Below are 15,592 nucleotides of genomic sequence, written 5' to 3' on the forward strand. Positions count from 1 at the left end.
GACGGTCTTTACCTTACTAGTTATCTATCTTTATTTAGCGATTTCTTCCAACAACATTTTCTTCAATGCAGGTTCTGAAGGGCGAGGTGCATCTATACTAACCACTTCGCCTTTTTTATTGAACACCATGAAGCGTGGAATACCTTTGATGTTATAGTATTTCGTGATCTCGCTCCAGCCCGATGCAAATACCTGCGTACCTTTCAAGCCTTCCTTATCAACGAACTGTTTCCATTTCTCGTAATCCTTCTTTTCATCTACTGAAACACCTAAAAACACGATATCTTTTCCACGCAACGCTTCTTCCAAAGCTTTTAGCGAAGGTATTTCAGCTTTACAAGGTCCGCACCACGTTGCCCACACATCTACCAGCACTACTTTGCCTTTTAAGCTGCTCAAGGAAATTTGTTTCCCATTAGCGTCTGGATAGCTGAAATCGATGGCTGGTACTTTCGTATTAGCTAATTCCTTTTTCGCTATTTCGGCAACGATTTGTGTTTTACGTTCTACTTGCGATGGTGTTATGAAGTATTGACCATATGTTTGCTCTATCTCCTGCCAAGCTGCATACGTTTTCACATAGGCACCATTTTGCAAAGCTATTTCGCCGCGTAAAGTATCGTTTGAAATCATGGTAACAGCATTCTTCCAACTACGATCGCCCTCTACGTTTTTCATTTGCGTAGATACCATGCCTTCGAAAATGCGTACAGCAAACGGGTAGTTGGTAACACCCGGATAGGCCGACATCTTTTTCACATCTTCTGTTTTATAGAATGCAGGAAAATCTGTTGCTACAGGGTGCTTCGTACGCGGCGTCATTAAGTAATGATTCGCGTAAGCGTACAAGCTCATTTCGCGGTGAAAAGCAAAGGCAGCGTCAAATGTTGCGTTTTTTGTTTTATTGAGTTTGAAAGATGGGATCGCTTTTATGGTTGCTTCCAACTCTGGGAAAAAGTCGACGTAGGTACTTCTTGTTTTAGAGAAGTTAACCGCTTTATGCTCGATTGGAAACAAGAAATTGTGCCAACGTTCCATTTCTTTGTTCTCGATGCTGGCTTGGGATAGGGTATACGAGGAGTCGTTTACCGACACTGTTAACGCATCGTCTGTTTTGAAATAGAAAGTATACTTGTTGTTTAATGCATTACTTTCTTTATCACCAATTACGTAGAAGCTGGCTTGTTGGGGTTGAAAATAAAACCCGAATGCGCCATTGTCTCCCATGGTACTGCTACGCGCCATTTCCACCAGGCGACCATTCTCTACACGGTACAAGTACACGTTCCCATCACTTTTTCTTTGCCAAGTTCCTTTCACAGTAACGCCGGCAAATACACTGCTGCTTGCCAATAATAAGGCAATAGCACTATATAATAACTTCTTCATTATTTGTCTTTTCCGAAAATATATTTTGAAATAAAAGCTTCATTATCTGCCATGTAATGCTTCTGCTTGTTGTGTAAATAATACCAACCATGTGCTGCACCTGGATACAACATCACTTCAAATTCTTTACCTGCTTCTTGGAAAGCATTCATTAATTGAAATGTATTTTGTGCATGCACATTATCGTCGGCTAAACCTTGTGCTAAGCGTAGTTTGCCTTTGAAGTTTTTTACATAGGTGAATACAGATGAGGCATTATACCCGGCTTCATTATCTTTCGGTAAACCCATGTACCTTTCTGTATAATGAGAGTCGTATAAACGCCAGTCTGTTACGCTACCACCTGCTAAACCATGGGTAAATACATCGGCTCCGCGTGTAAGTGCCATACAAGTTAGGTAACCACCATAACTGAAACCGCTAATTAATACCCTGCTACCATCAAGGCTTGGATATTTTTTCAACAATTCCTTTACAACGAAACTGTAATCTGCAATTTCCCAATGTCCTAAATCACCGTATAAATAATCCATACCTTTCTTACCGAAATGACCCGAACCGCGGTGGTCCATAGAAATTTGAATAAATGGTTCTGCTTCTACTTCCCCGTTATCGTAAATATTAGCATAGCCATCGTTTACGTTCTTTGAGTTCGGGCCACCGTAAATACGTACATATACCGGGTATTTCTTAGCAGCATCATAGTTTACAGGCCATTTAATACTTACCGGCAAATCGAAACCATCACCGGTTTTGATACGCAAGATTTCGTATTTAGGGCCTTTATATTCAGCAAAGAACTCCGTTTTACTATCAGCTATTTGGCGAATGAATTTGCCATTCGTGGTGTACAATGCAGCAACAGTTGGGGTGCTAACATTGCCGTACGCGGTGATGAAATAATCTCCACCGGGCGACAATTTCACGAAATGGGTAAAATCACCAAAAGTGAGCCGTTTCAATTTCGATCCATCGAGCTGCACACTGTATAGGTCGATACGGGTAGAGTTCTCTTTCCTAGCTGTAAAGAATAGCGTGTTGGTTTTTTCGTTGATATATTGAATATCTTCTACTTGCCAGTCGCCACTTGTAATAGGAACCAGCGTTTTACCGTTGTTGGTACCTAAATAATAATGCATCCAACCCGACTTATCGCTTTTTAAAATGAAACGTGGTGTATTCTTTAAGAAGGTAATACGATTCTCTTCATCCAAAGAAATCCAAGTACGCTGGTGTTCCGTATAGATATTCGTTTTGGTACCGTTGGCTAAGTTAATCGCATCTATCTTCAAGCTATCTTGCCTACGGTTCATCCACTGTACCCACAGTGTTTGACTATTAGGTTCCCAATAAGGTGCACCAAAGTATTGATCAGCTTTTGCATCATAATCTGCGAATACAACATGATTCGTAGCCAGGTCTACAATACCCACTTTCACTTCCGGGTTAGGATCACCGGGTTGTGGGTAGTGTGTTAGATCGTCTTTGGCATGAACAGGCATTTCATCCCGCATATTGTACACCGGTACTTTTGTTTCATCGCTACGGAAGAAGGCAATGTGTTTGCTATTAGGGCTCCACCAGAAAGCGCGGTAATTCATCCCTCTGCCTAAGATTTCCTCGTTGTACACCCAAGATGCATAACCGCTATAAACATCGGCGCTACCATCGGAGGTTATGCGTGTTTCTTTACCCGATGCTACATCTACTACGTATAAATCGTGGTTACGCGTAAAAGCAATCTTTGTTGAATCGGGAGAAAACATGGGCGTGGTTACATGTTGAATCGCAGCCTTTGATTTGTCGGCGAAAACGATTTCGTTTTTCCGGGTGAACATAGCAACGGGTTGTTGCTGGTTCCTAGCCGGTCGCTCCAGTATAACTTCTGTATTACTCTTTGCATCTACCAATACGGTAACACCCATCATATAGTTTTTACTGGTGTCGCGGGTCATGGTGAAATGGGTATTATCTACCCAGTTAAATGGAGGAATACGTTTGTGACCTTTATTCCCCATTGTTTGTGCAAAAGAGGTCTGCGAAAATGTTACCGCTAAGCATAGTAGCGGCCACCATTTTTTTGTTGATAAGTTGATCATGTTAGTTGGCAATTGATTTTACAAGTTCATTTCATCCTTCGCATTCTGTTGAATGTTCGGGTTATTTAAAATAACACTTTTATCAAAAGGAAGTATATATAATGGCGAATTTGGTGGAATAGTGTAGGTTACTTGCGGCACTGCTGTGTTCACCACTGGGAATTTACGCACCACGGTAATCGCATTTGCCGGGTCGTTGCCTAACCTACGCTGGTCCCAGAAGCGGTTGAACCCGAATAGCAATTCTTTCCTACGTTCCGTCAAAATCAATTTCATTGCATCGGCAGGGGTACTCGCGTTACTTGCTTGGTAGCCTTGCGGTAAAATACGCTTCTTCCGCACCTCGTCGAGGTTTTGTAAGGCAGCATTCACATTCCCTTCCCTCGCAAAACATTCTGCCAAGGTGAGGTACATTTCGGTTGTTTTAATACCTACCGTGTTATAACAAAAACGGCTATTACCGGTGGGCAATTTGATAAATGCGGCAGTACCGGCTCCTACTTGAACAGCCGGTGCCGTAGTACTAAAGAATGCCAAGCCCCGGGTATCGGAAGCCCCAAACGACTCGTACATTTCTTTGGAAATAATGGAGTTATTAGGTGTTGCAATAGCCGAGCCACCAATCGCGTAGTACAAGTTCTCCGGCATGGCCATATCTACGTTTTCAGTTTGGCCATTTTGGTAATACTTTACCATATCGTACACATAGTTATTAATGGCTAACGATTGTTGCGCAGCTGCTTTTGCTTTGGCATATTCACCTTTGTATAAGTACATCTTTGCCAATAACCCGTAAGCGAATGCTTTCCCGGGATGAAATTGATTTTCACCTGTATTTGCCAAATCATTCACTGCAGCTAATAATTCCGCTTCTACAAAGTTGTAAACCTCCGCTACGGTCGCTTGCTTTTCAAGTACTTCCACGTTGAACGTACTTTTAATGCAAATACCACGATCGGTAGCTGCCGTAGCAGCATTGTAAGGTTTTGCATACGTGTTTAACAACAAGAAATGCGCAAAAGCTCTTAATGTGCGCGCTTCCGCCATTAATCGTTTTATTTGTGCAGGTGTACCATTAGTGGCCTTCTCCACGTTATCAATCACTAAACAAAAACGGGCAATGGATGCATAGGCCGCTCCGTACAAACCGTTTGTTCCCGATAATAGGAAGTTAAAACGGCTAATCGTAGAATCGCCCAAGAAGCTAATAGTAGCAATCCCAGGGTCTCTACCTATGACGGCTAACTCGTTTATCCAAACTTGGTCGTTCAGATATGCTATTTCTGCATTGTTATAAATATGGAGACTTGTATTATTCAATACTTTATTGTAATCGTCGTAGGTAGTCAATAATACTTTCCCAGGCGGTTTCACGTCTAAGTATTTACTGCACGACGAGAAAGTGAGTATGGCTAATAATATGAGGGCGGAATATTTTAATAGTTTCATGAGCTTGCTTTTACAGGGTGACATCTAAACGTAAGAGATAAGAAACCGGTGTTACATAATTACGCGTACCGCTTGTACCGTCGAATGTTTCGGGATCGATATCGTTTCCACCCGAAAACCAATACCAAGCATTATTCGCTTGTGCAGATACTTTCATGTTTTTCACCTTCATCATTTGCAAATATTTGGCAGGTACCGTATAGGCTAAGGAAATATTGCGTAGGCGGATATAATTTGCATCTATCACATGTACATCTGCATTGCGCCAGTAGCCATCTAAGTAAATAATACTCGGGCCTTGTGCGATGGTATAATCCGGGAACATTTTAGGATAACCTGTATTGGGATTTGCTTCTGTCCAACCCTTTGTAATATCTTCCGGCAAAGCACCACCATATACGCGGGTATTATAAATACTAGCAATAGGCTTACGTATTTTATAGCCGCCATACATCACAAATAGTGCGTTGAATTCTACTTGCTTGAAGCTTATGCCTTGTTGGAAAGAGGCATTCCATGTTGGCACAGTTGAACCCATGTATTTCACTGCATCTACAGCGGTAATTTGCTTTAAGGTAGTACCGTTGCCATTGGGCGTCATGTTCAGTTCCTTTCTATCATTGTTGATGTAGAATAATGGAATCCCATTTTGCTCATACGTACCGCCACTGCTAATGCCTGCAAATTGGTAAGCATACATGGCATCTTTAGGGTAACCTACCACATAATAGCTCGACGATGAAATCAATTGGTCGGCATTACTAGGCACAATATCAATACGTTTAATTTCATTCTTGTTAATCGTAAAGGTTCCGAATGAAGTAAAGGTCCAATCTTTCGTTTTCACCCAATCGCCACCTACACTTACTTCAATCCCTTTGTTCAACATAGCACCGTTATTAATGCGGGCAGTCGTGAAACCATTTGTAGGATCGAGTGTTTTTGTGGCCAATAAGTCGTCGCTGTATTTATGGTAGGCATCGATTGTACCACGAACACGGTTGTGGAACATAGCAAAGTCGAAACCGATGTTGGTAGTAGTAGTTCTTTCCCAGCGTAGTAATGGATTCGGGGCGCTGCTAATTACGTTGTAATCTAAGCTAGGTTCGTAACCCGAGGTAGTAGTACCATTGGCAACAATGTATGGGCTGGATGTTTGATCTACGTTGCCCGTAATACCATAAGAAGCCCGCAACTTCAACATATCTAACCATGTAACGTCTTGTAAAAATGGCTCGTTCACCATATCCCAACCTGCACTCACCGACCATAACGGCCTGTAACGGTATTGTGGATCGGAACCAAACAAATCGGCTTGGTCGATACGGAAACTACCCGCCAAGTTGTATTTACTTTTGTACGTATAGTTTGCTGTTGCATAAGTAGAGAAATAACGGTGCTTCACAGGTACATACACGGTAGTACCAGCTAATCGTTGTAACCCACTCTTTGCCCAGATATAAGAATTTACGCCGGTATTGGCCAAGGAATATGCATCAAAATCCTTGCTAGCCATTGTTTGTGGATTATAACCGAAGTAAATCTTCTCAATGGTACGAGGCGTGTAATATTGGCGAATTTCTGTACCTGCAATAGCCGACAACATATGATCCTTCCCTATTTGCTTGGAGAAGTTTAATTGGTTACGCCAAGTATAGTTCGATGTTTCATTAGATGTTTGCTGCAGCCTACCACCTGTTTCTGAAATTGGATAGGTGAAATTACCCGGGTTGGTGAAAGGATCTGCCGTAATATTGGCCAAACGGTTCACCAAGAAACGCATTTGATAAGCGTTCTCATTCACTTGGTAATCGGTTTTATTGCGGCTGGTTTCGTATTGGAAGGAAGAAGTAAAATTCAAATACTTCCACAACTTCACATCTACATTCGCGAAGCTACGTACAGCAAAACGGCTGCTACGGGTTTGATTCGCTTCCAACTCATCTAAAATATTAAATGAAGTAGATTTTAAACGGTTTGCTTTCACGGCATTAATAGCCGCGATTTGTTCTACTACTTTGCCATTTACCATTTGGCCACCATTCGCACCAAAACCACCAAATCCATCGGAACGATTAACATAATCGCGGTATACACGGTTACCGTTTTCATCGAGCATGCGGGTATAAGGTTCCATAAAAGCAGTAGGACTAGTATAATCTGCTTCTTCCATCACACTAGCACGATAATACTGCGTATTAATGCCGGCGTTGAATTTGATGAACTGGTTGATTTGTTGCCCAGCTTTTAAATAGATATTGAATGTTTCATTGTTATTAGTGATCATTCGGTCGTTCTGCCCTTGATAGTTCAGTGACAAGTAAATATCTTGTTTATCATTCGCTGCACTAACGGCGAGATTGTAGTTCTGGCGGAAAGAATTACGCCATATTTCTTTCGCAAATTCTTTTCTATAATCGAGCTGGCGATAGGCATCGAGTTGATCGTTCATTTCTTTTTCAGTGATACGACCTTCTGCTAGCAATCTTTGTAAATTCATTACCGGCGTATAATAACTAATAGCACCGCCAGAACCAATGTAGCCACCGGCCCCATTCGCGCCCCAATATTGCTTAGGATCGTTATTATAGTTCTGTAAATTCCGCTTGTACAAAGCCAATTCATAATCTATGTAACCCGATGTACTTGCATAGTGCATTTTATCAAGATCGGGCTTCGCTGTAATAATGAAATCGGTACTGAAGGTTACTTCCGGTTTGCGGTTACGGGCAGTCCCTTTGCCGCTTTTCGTGGTAATAACAATCACACCATTCGCAGCACGTGAACCATAAATAGCGGCGGCTGCGGCATCTTTCAGTACCGTAATGCTTTCGATATCATTAGGGTTTACAATGGCCGACAATTTGCCGCGTTCTGTTGAGGCGTAACTACCTGTAGAATACGTAGCACCAGAAGGATTATCGCCCAACCCCAAGTTCGACACTTCTGTAGGCAAGCCATCAATTACCACAAGCGGGCGTGTACCTACAGTCGACGACAAGGTGCTGCTTCCCCGGATAATCATATTATTCTTAAACGTGCTTAAACCCGCAACGCGGCCTTCCAAGGCCCCCATTACATCCACGTTAATTTGCTTGTTCAAGGTTTTATTATCTACTACTGTATAGGCAGCAGCCGTATTCTTTCGCTTCAAATCCTGGTACCCGGTCGACATAACCACTTCCACCGCTTCAATTGCCACCGGCTTTGTTTTCAATTGTACAAGCATGTTCCCTGCATGTGTTACTTTATGCTCTTGCATATCGAAGCCTACCCCGGTAAATACCAACACGGCACCAATTTCCGCATCAATGGAGAACGAACCATCGGCGGCAGTAATGGCGCCACGTGGTTTGCCCTTCACAGATACCGTAATACCTTGTAATGGCTGCCCTTTCTCGTCTTTTACGAATCCTTGGATGGTTTGATAAGCGACTGTTTCTGTTACCGCTTGCTTTTGGATAACAATAATGTTATCAACCTTTGTATAACGCAAGTTGGTATTAGCTAAACAAGTGTTGAGTACATCATACAAATTCGCATCTTTAGCGTCTAAGCTTTCAATCCTTACCCCATCTAACAAACGCTCTTCCCACAAAATGGAAACACCCGTTTGTTTCTGCATCCCTTTTAGCACAGCCGACAGCGTTGTTTTGCGCGCAGCCATTGTTACCTTCTGCGACCATGCATTAGCACTAACGTGCATACTGGCTACCATCAATAAAACCGTGGTAAGCTTCATTACCCGTAGAAATTTTTTCATTAAGAGTCCCGGTGGACAATACAATCCCGGTCCCAAGTAAGCGTTGAATTGCATAACTTTGAGAAGTTTTTGGTTGAGTGAAATATGTCGTGCCGACATGAATAAACTGCAAACAGAAACAGCTGCCGCTTCGTCTAGCCACGAGGCGGTTTTTGTTTTATGTTCGGCGATCAATTATTCGACGATCAATACATTATGTTCTAGTTTAGTGTTGATACCATAGAGCGAGAGTGCTTTCAATACGGTTGATAATTGTACATCCCGGTTGATTGTTCCGCCAAAAAGTTTTCGATCACTTGGTGTGTTCGCGAATCGCACGTCAACATTATACCAGCGGCCAATTTGTCGCATAAACGAAGCGAGATCGATGCCATCGAGTTGGAATTTGCCTTCTTTCCAAGCGATCACACTTTCTACATCTGCCAATTGTTGCAGCGAAATATTGGAGCTTGCTGTAAATACGGCTTGTTGACGGGGCAATAGTAATTGACTACCGTGTTGATTTCGCACGCGTACGCTACCTTGTACAAGCGTGGCTTTTATAGTTGGTTCGTCGGCATAAGCATTAATATTGAATTGTGTGCCAAGTACTTCGATTTGTTGTCCACTGTTTAATTGAGCAATGAAAGGTTTGTTTGCTTCTTGGGTGACTTCAAAATAAGCCTCTCCGCTAATTTTTACCCGGCGTTCCTTACCATTAAACGCTGTTGGATAGGTAATAGAAGAAGCTGCATTTAGCCATACCCTTGTACCATCGGGCAGTTGCAGGCAGTATTGCCCACCACGAGGCGTGCTAAGGGTATGTTGTACCACTACATCTTCGTTACCTGCGTAAGCAATGCCGCCATTGTTTTGTTTATGTAGGCGGCTGCCGTCGCTTTCTTGTAGTTCTCCATTTGATATATCATCTAAGTTCACCGTTTTACCGTTCGACAGGGTGAGTGTAGCCTTATTACTACCCGGCGCCTTATCGAGGTGAGAAGAAGCTATAATGGTTGGTTTTGATGGAGAAGTGGTTTGTATTTTCAAAGCATAATACCCTACAAGGCCCGTAACCATAGCTGCGGCAGCCCAGTAAATGTATTTGCGTAATGGTTGTACTATAGGTTGTTTGGAAGCAGGGAAAGCAGCATGAATTTTCGACCAGCTGGCTTTTTCGTCATAACGCGAGAATTGATCCACGGCGGTGGCCATCAGTGTAGGATCGCCAAGTTGTGCAAGAAACGCTGCATTGGCTGGGTCGATCGCCAACCAAGCATCCAATTCAGCTTTTTCTACATCATTTAACTCGTTCGCCCAATACTTATGAATGAGGAGTCCTATACGAAATGATTGATCTTCCATAAAAAAATACCGCCCTTTTGAAGTAAACGACAACCAGGATCATTTACCCCAAAGGCAGGAAAAAAAATTTTTGACTTTGATTTTAAGCCTGCATTTTGTGCAAATAGAATAGGCAGAGGACGAGTAACTCGGGGCGAATGGATTTTTTAATGAGGGCATTGCGAACCAGTTGTAATCCGCGAGCCTTTTGGTTTTGAACCGTTTTATAAGCAATTCCCATATGTGCAGCAATTTCCTGGATCGACATACCATTGATAAATGATAATCGAATGACTTCCCGGCACTGAGTGGGCAACTGTTCAATTTCGTGGTACACCGCTTGCAACGCTTCCGATTGGATACGTGCATATTCGTAGGGTGCTTGCGTAGTGCTTTGCACCTTTTCGATTTCTTCGTGCGCTAATTGATGGCGTTTCTCGGACTTTATAAAATCCAAAGCGGCGTTATGTGCCACTGTAAACATAAATGACTTCAACTTGGCCAAAGTGGCAAATTGGAAATTCCCTTCTAATAGCTTGATAAAAGTATCGGTTGCAATATCTTCTGCAGCAGTTTGCTGCTGGGTAATTTGCTGGGTATAATAACACAATTGACGATAATACAAGCCATGCAAGGTTTTAAATGCCTCCTCCTGCATGCTTTGTAAACCAGCCAAAAGGCTGTATTCGTCGTATGTGCTACTTCCTAAATTCAAATTCCGAATGTAAAAACGATAAAATTAGTAAAATCCGGGGTTATAGGCTAGGAGAAAAAAGGAGGAATGGCTGATTTTTGGGGTGAAACGTGGTATAACACCTTGTTTAAAGCGAAGTTTAATACGCTTTTGAACAATATTTTCTACTTTTTTTTGTAATTTTAATCAAAAAGCAAAGTATAATGCGTAAAGAGATGGAAGAATTAGGGCACATATTACGGGAAAGAAGAGTGATGTTGGGGTTATTGCAACCTCAACTTGCAGATATTGCTGGAATAAGTACAAGAACTATTCAACTAGTAGAACAAGGAAAAGGCAATCCATCCTTAACCACTATCATGCAATTAGCAACACCTTTAGGCTTACAATTAGCATTAACATTAAATGACCCAACCAAATAAGTAAAAGATGAAAATCGTGCAGGTATATTATAATACTGAACTAGCAGGCATCTTGTCTAAAAATGGCGGCATTTACCGCTTTCAATATGACGAGGCTTACTTAAACAAACCAGGCAGTAAACCTATCAGCCTAACGATGCCATTAAAATTGAGTACTTATGAGAGTGACACACTTTTCCCTGCATTTGTTAACCTTTTAAGTGAAGGAGCCAATAAAGCCTTCCAATCGAGGTCGTTTAAAATTGATGAGCGTGATTATTTTTCGCTTTTACTAGCAACTGAAGGAGGAGATAGAATTGGCCCTATATCAATCAAGCAATACCATGCACCAACACAAGATTAATGTTTGCCCGTCAACACTACGTGCAAATTTCAATACATATAGCCCCTTAGCGCAAGCAAACCTATTTGGTGAACGCACCAGGAGAGTATCACATATCTTACCGATGCTTTCTCCTAGCAACAATGTGAAAATGTTTAACGAAAAGCGTCAACATATCAGCATTAGTGGTGTCCAGGAGAAATATTTTCTACGCCAGGTAAAGAACAATTTGAGTTTAACAGAAAATAATAGCACGCATATATTAAAACCAATCCCTTTAGAAAGGCTAGAACGTTTAAATGATTTACCTGCAAATGAGCATGTTACCATGCAAATTGCTAAACAAGTATACCAACTTAAAACCGCCGAATGCGGCTTGATCTTCTTCGAAGATGGCAGCCCTGCCTATATTACCAAACGATTTGATTACAAACCTAATAGCGTCGATAAATATGCTTTAGAAGACTTTGCAAGTTTACTTTCTAAATCCCCAATACATGAGGGGGATAGTTTTAAGTACAATGCTTCTTATCTTCAAATGGCTGAAATTATACAGCAATATGTTGCAGCTGCCCCTGTAGCATTAGTTGAGTTTTATCAATTAATTGTTTTTAATTACCTGTTTGGGAATGGGGATGCACATTTAAAAAACTTCTCCCTCATGGAAACCCAGCAAGGGGACTTCATGCTATCACCTGCTTATGATTTACTCTGCACTAAACTACATATCGATGATAGTGCATTAGCTTTGTATGGTGGAGATTACGATGAAGCATCATATTATCAGCATGGCACTTATACAGGTATGTCTTTTGTTGTTTTTGCTGAAAAAATAGGCATCTCCCCAAAGTTAGCGAGCCGTATAATTGAAAAGTTCCTAGAAAAATTACCCAAAGCCATAGCATTCATTAACCATAGTTTTCTAAGCGAGGAAGCAAAAACGCACTATATCTATATCCTTCAAACACGTAAAAAGCTATTATCTATTCTAGCCTAAAATAGCACAATTCATTCACTATCAATTATTCATACAATACGGATGAATTTAATTTAACACTAAACAATTGATAATCAACACCAAAAAACTGCTGGGGATAGGCTTAGGATAGGCTTTAGATAGGGTCGAGATAGGCTTTAGATAGGGTGAGGATAGGGTAAGGATAGGCTTTAGGTATATTTGGGATAGGGTACCCCCTTTTGAGTACTCGGTAACCATTATTCTACCCTATGCCAGGGACATATAATGATTTTTTTACGACCTTCTATAATAGTGTATTGTTTAAATGCACCCTGTACCTATACACATGATTGTGTAATCCGCACCATTCATCAAAGATCTTAATGTTTTCTAATCCGATGATTTTCAAATAGATTGTATTTTTGTTAGGATTGATGAACATTATTAAAACCAGCGAACTAGAATGATCCACCAGAATCTTTTATTGATTATGTTATTATTCTTCGCCATGGCCATGCTGTTTATGCTAAGCCAGCGCTTGAAGATATCATATCCTATTTTCTTAGTGATTGGCGGGCTTGGGATTAGTTTTATCCCTGGTATGCCTAAAATCAACATCCACCCGGATATCGTTTTCCTTATATTTTTACCGCCTTTGCTCTTTGAGGCAGCGTGGTATACCAGTTGGAACCATTTATGGAAATGGAAACGGTCGATACTGATTATGGGCTTTGGCCTTGTATTAGTTACCTCTACTGCCGTGGCTTATTTCGCGGTAGACATTATTCCAGGGTTTACGCTTGCATTGGGTTTCTTACTGGGTGGTATTATTTCCCCGCCTGATGCCGTAGCTGCTACCTCGGTGTTGAAAGGCATGCCTGTGCCCAAACGTGGTTTGGCCATTTTGGAAGGGGAAAGCTTGGTGAACGATGCGGCTTCGTTAACGGTACTTCGTTTCGCGATTGCGACGGTTATTAGCGGCACCTTCGTATTTGAGAAGGCAGCCACCGATTTTCTTGTATTGGCGGTTATGGGAGTATTTGTAGGCCTCGTGATTGCACACATCTTGTATTTGATCCTTCGTTTTTGGGTGAAATCGTCGAGCATTACTACGCCTATTACATTGATTGCCCCTTATTTGATGTATATCGTGGCGGAAGAATTCCATTGGTCGGGTGTACTGGCCGTGGTGAGTGGCGGGTTATTCCTGTCGTTTAGAAGTAGCGATTTCCTCGACTTCAATACGCGTATGCAAACCAAGGAAGTATGGGCTACATTGGGCTTCTTATTGAACGGGTTCGTATTTATATTGATTGGTTTAGAATTACCGGTGATCATTAACGGCTTAGAGGGGTATAATATTCAAGAAGCAGTGGAATACTCGTTATTGATTAGCGCCATGGTAATTGTATTGCGCATTGTGATGGTGTTTATTGCCGATTATGTTCCGAGAATACTTTCTAAACGCATCCGTGAAAGCGAGAAAAGCCCGGGCTTTAAACTGTCGTTTATTACAGGTTGGGCCGGTATGCGCGGTGTAGTTTCTTTAGCATCGGCATTGGCCATTCCGCTTACTTTGGATAGTGGCGAAGCGTTCCCTCATAGGAACCTCATCATTTTCATCACATTCGTGGTCATTCTTGTAACCTTGGTGTTCCAAGGTTTAACCTTGCCATTGTTTATTAAATGGTTGAAGGTAGAAGAGATTGATGAAGTGATCCCGCACGAAGAACAAATCGAAAGTATCCGTTTAGAACTCGGCAAGCAATCGATTCAATACCTGGATGACAACTACCAATACGAACTGAAACAATACGATAGTATTAGTCGTATTAAAGACAATTTAGCTACTACTGTAGCCACCCTTGAATCGCTCCACGAGAACGAGAAAACAGCGCATGATGTAAGTACAGTACGTGGTTTGTATAACAAGGTGATGTTGGAATTGGTAGGTATTAGGCGTGAAGGCTTGATGAAACTCCGCGAATCGAAAAAGTATGATGATGAAGTGATTCGTATCATGGAAAACAACCTCGATTTAGAAGAAGCTCGCTTGTATAAAAACTAAGTGCTGCTCACTCATAAGAAAAGCCTTCTCCATGGTAGAGAAGGCTTTTTTCGTTATATTCGTATTGAAGAAGAGCACCCCAAAACGCAAACATTTACAGTACTATAGCTCATTACCCCAACCCCAAAACGCAAACACCCCATGAAAAATTTTTATCCAGAGAAGCCCATGGTGGGCTATCTGAACACCCAAGTTCCCATGACGGAAGTCATTTCCCAGCTACAAGCACTCGATGCTTTATTCGAAGTAAAACGCGCTTCGTATATCATGTTTCGCATCGAAAGTGCCAATGGTACAAGAGGCATTAATAACAACTTCGTTGGCGCCCAAGCCGATGGAGCCCGTTGGCCACAGAAATACGACGATAATATTACGGGCATTGTATTACGCAACGAAAACACTACGAACAAACCCCGGTTATTCGTGGCTTTTGATCGCTGGCAAACAAGCATCGACTTCTTACTAGAACGTGTATTCAACCGCGGGTTGTACGTAGGTGGCTATGCACACAAGATTGCAAAGATGCCGGTAAGGAGTGCGCACGACTTTGCCGTGGCCTATAAAAGAGATTGGGTTACAGGCAAATCTACCGCCAATCCTACGTCTACAGAGCTTAATGGCATCCTCTCGATGTACAAGCAAGCAAGCAAATTTTTCCAAGCGCCGAATATTTCGTAACTTAAGGGGAAACCTAGCTACATAAAAACATGAGTAATTCAGTACAACAAATCGGTGCAAGAGACCGTAAAATTCAAGCTGCTATGGAGAAGAAAAGATCCGTTGTGTTTGTGCGCGTGATCGCTATTCTCTTCGTATTGGGCATGTTAACATTATTAATCCTTGGCAAGTTCAAAGGATTGGCTGATTAAGCCGAGGTTGCGAAATGCAAACCGTGTTCGTTCATCGCTGCTGTAATAGCAGCGATGGCGTTCGGCCCGATAGCATGCCATGCAGCAAACTCGCTTAGTGTGTATTTGCATAAGTCTTGCAAACAAGCAATATGATGCGCCTGTAAAGCCCGCTGGGCAGGTTTGGCCAGCTTAGGCAGCGGAATAGGATCTACTTGCTTTTTCATACTTTGAAAGTAAGTTATTTCTATCACACC

13 protein-coding genes are annotated in these 15,592 nt (G+C 41.9%); 6 read left to right on the forward strand and 7 right to left on the reverse strand.

Annotated features, from left to right (window positions below; all coding sequences use genetic code 11):
* Positions 1–30 precede the first annotated feature (30 nt).
* The 6 genes from LX64_RS05480 to LX64_RS05505 form a co-directional block, all read right to left on the reverse strand.
* On the reverse strand, positions 31–1,389 hold the full coding sequence (locus tag LX64_RS05480) for a TlpA family protein disulfide reductase (RefSeq protein WP_111596615.1): 1,359 nt from the start codon (positions 1,387–1,389) through the stop codon (positions 31–33).
* Positions 1,389–3,488, reverse strand: a complete 2,100-nt coding sequence (locus LX64_RS05485; RefSeq protein WP_111596616.1) for a S9 family peptidase — start codon at positions 3,486–3,488, stop codon at positions 1,389–1,391. Before LX64_RS05485 ends, LX64_RS05480 begins: the two co-directional genes overlap by 1 nt.
* A gap of 18 nt (positions 3,489–3,506) precedes the next feature.
* Positions 3,507–4,937 (reverse strand): RagB/SusD family nutrient uptake outer membrane protein, encoded by a 1,431-nt coding sequence (locus LX64_RS05490; RefSeq protein WP_158538536.1) that lies wholly within the window; start codon positions 4,935–4,937, stop codon positions 3,507–3,509.
* A 10-nt stretch (positions 4,938–4,947) separates the two neighbouring features.
* On the reverse strand, positions 4,948–8,700 hold the full coding sequence (locus LX64_RS05495) for a SusC/RagA family TonB-linked outer membrane protein (RefSeq protein WP_158538537.1): 3,753 nt from the start codon (positions 8,698–8,700) through the stop codon (positions 4,948–4,950).
* Positions 8,701–8,874: 174 nt separating this feature from the next.
* Positions 8,875–10,044, reverse strand: a complete 1,170-nt coding sequence (locus tag LX64_RS05500; protein WP_111596619.1) for a FecR family protein — start codon at positions 10,042–10,044, stop codon at positions 8,875–8,877.
* 82 nt (positions 10,045–10,126) lie between these two features.
* On the reverse strand, positions 10,127–10,738 hold the full coding sequence (locus LX64_RS05505; RefSeq protein ID WP_111596620.1) for an RNA polymerase sigma factor: 612 nt from the start codon (positions 10,736–10,738) through the stop codon (positions 10,127–10,129).
* Positions 10,739–10,920: 182 nt separating this feature from the next.
* Here LX64_RS05505 and LX64_RS05510 point away from each other — a divergent pair, with 182 nt between their 5' ends.
* From LX64_RS05510 to LX64_RS25960, 6 genes are all read left to right on the forward strand, one after another.
* A complete protein-coding gene (locus tag LX64_RS05510) occupies positions 10,921–11,139 on the forward strand; it encodes a helix-turn-helix domain-containing protein (RefSeq protein ID WP_211324737.1) in 219 nt (72 codons plus the stop codon).
* Positions 11,140–11,146: 7 nt separating this feature from the next.
* On the forward strand, positions 11,147–11,482 hold the full coding sequence (locus LX64_RS05515; RefSeq protein ID WP_111596621.1) for a HipA N-terminal domain-containing protein: 336 nt from the start codon (positions 11,147–11,149) through the stop codon (positions 11,480–11,482).
* A complete protein-coding gene (locus LX64_RS05520) occupies positions 11,463–12,458 on the forward strand; it encodes a type II toxin-antitoxin system HipA family toxin (protein ID WP_111596622.1) in 996 nt (331 codons plus the stop codon). The genes LX64_RS05515 and LX64_RS05520 overlap by 20 nt, the downstream gene beginning before the upstream one ends.
* 424 nt (positions 12,459–12,882) lie before the next feature.
* On the forward strand, positions 12,883–14,487 hold the full coding sequence (locus tag LX64_RS05525; protein ID WP_111596623.1) for a Na+/H+ antiporter: 1,605 nt from the start codon (positions 12,883–12,885) through the stop codon (positions 14,485–14,487).
* Positions 14,488–14,628: 141 nt separating this feature from the next.
* Positions 14,629–15,165 carry a hypothetical protein gene (locus LX64_RS05530; protein ID WP_148707201.1) on the forward strand — a complete coding sequence of 179 codons (537 nt, stop codon included), beginning with the start codon at positions 14,629–14,631 and terminating at the stop codon, positions 15,163–15,165.
* Between the two features lie 29 nt (positions 15,166–15,194).
* Positions 15,195–15,356, forward strand: a complete 162-nt coding sequence (locus LX64_RS25960; protein ID WP_158538538.1) for a hypothetical protein — start codon at positions 15,195–15,197, stop codon at positions 15,354–15,356.
* Here LX64_RS25960 and LX64_RS05535 read toward each other — a convergent pair.
* The gene (locus LX64_RS05535; protein WP_148707202.1) at positions 15,353–15,562 is read right to left on the reverse strand and encodes a helix-hairpin-helix domain-containing protein; all 210 of its coding nucleotides are present in this window, start codon (positions 15,560–15,562) and stop codon (positions 15,353–15,355) included. The two genes, LX64_RS25960 and LX64_RS05535, sit on opposite strands and share 4 nt — an antisense overlap.
* Positions 15,563–15,592 lie beyond the last annotated feature (30 nt).

Origin of the sequence: Chitinophaga skermanii (assembly GCF_003259335.1) — a bacterium.
In the GTDB taxonomy this organism is placed as follows: Bacteria; Bacteroidota; Bacteroidia; order Chitinophagales; family Chitinophagaceae; genus Chitinophaga; species Chitinophaga skermanii.

Coding starts and splice junctions, on each gene's coding strand:
- LX64_RS05515 (WP_111596621.1), top strand. CDS start 11,147: ATGAAAATCGTGCAGGTATATTATAATACTGAACTAGCAGGCATCTTG.
- LX64_RS05520 (WP_111596622.1), top strand. CDS start 11,463: ATGCACCAACACAAGATTAATGTTTGCCCGTCAACACTACGTGCAAAT.
- LX64_RS05525 (WP_111596623.1), top strand. CDS start 12,883: ATGATCCACCAGAATCTTTTATTGATTATGTTATTATTCTTCGCCATG.
- LX64_RS05535 (WP_148707202.1), bottom strand. CDS start 15,562: ATGAAAAAGCAAGTAGATCCTATTCCGCTGCCTAAGCTGGCCAAACCT.
- LX64_RS05500 (WP_111596619.1), bottom strand. CDS start 10,044: ATGGAAGATCAATCATTTCGTATAGGACTCCTCATTCATAAGTATTGG.
- LX64_RS05510 (WP_211324737.1), top strand. CDS start 10,921: ATGCGTAAAGAGATGGAAGAATTAGGGCACATATTACGGGAAAGAAGA.
- LX64_RS05530 (WP_148707201.1), top strand. CDS start 14,629: ATGAAAAATTTTTATCCAGAGAAGCCCATGGTGGGCTATCTGAACACC.
- LX64_RS05490 (WP_158538536.1), bottom strand. CDS start 4,937: ATGAAACTATTAAAATATTCCGCCCTCATATTATTAGCCATACTCACT.
- LX64_RS05480 (WP_111596615.1), bottom strand. CDS start 1,389: ATGAAGAAGTTATTATATAGTGCTATTGCCTTATTATTGGCAAGCAGC.
- LX64_RS05485 (WP_111596616.1), bottom strand. CDS start 3,488: ATGATCAACTTATCAACAAAAAAATGGTGGCCGCTACTATGCTTAGCG.
- LX64_RS25960 (WP_158538538.1), top strand. CDS start 15,195: ATGAGTAATTCAGTACAACAAATCGGTGCAAGAGACCGTAAAATTCAA.
- LX64_RS05495 (WP_158538537.1), bottom strand. CDS start 8,700: ATGAAAAAATTTCTACGGGTAATGAAGCTTACCACGGTTTTATTGATG.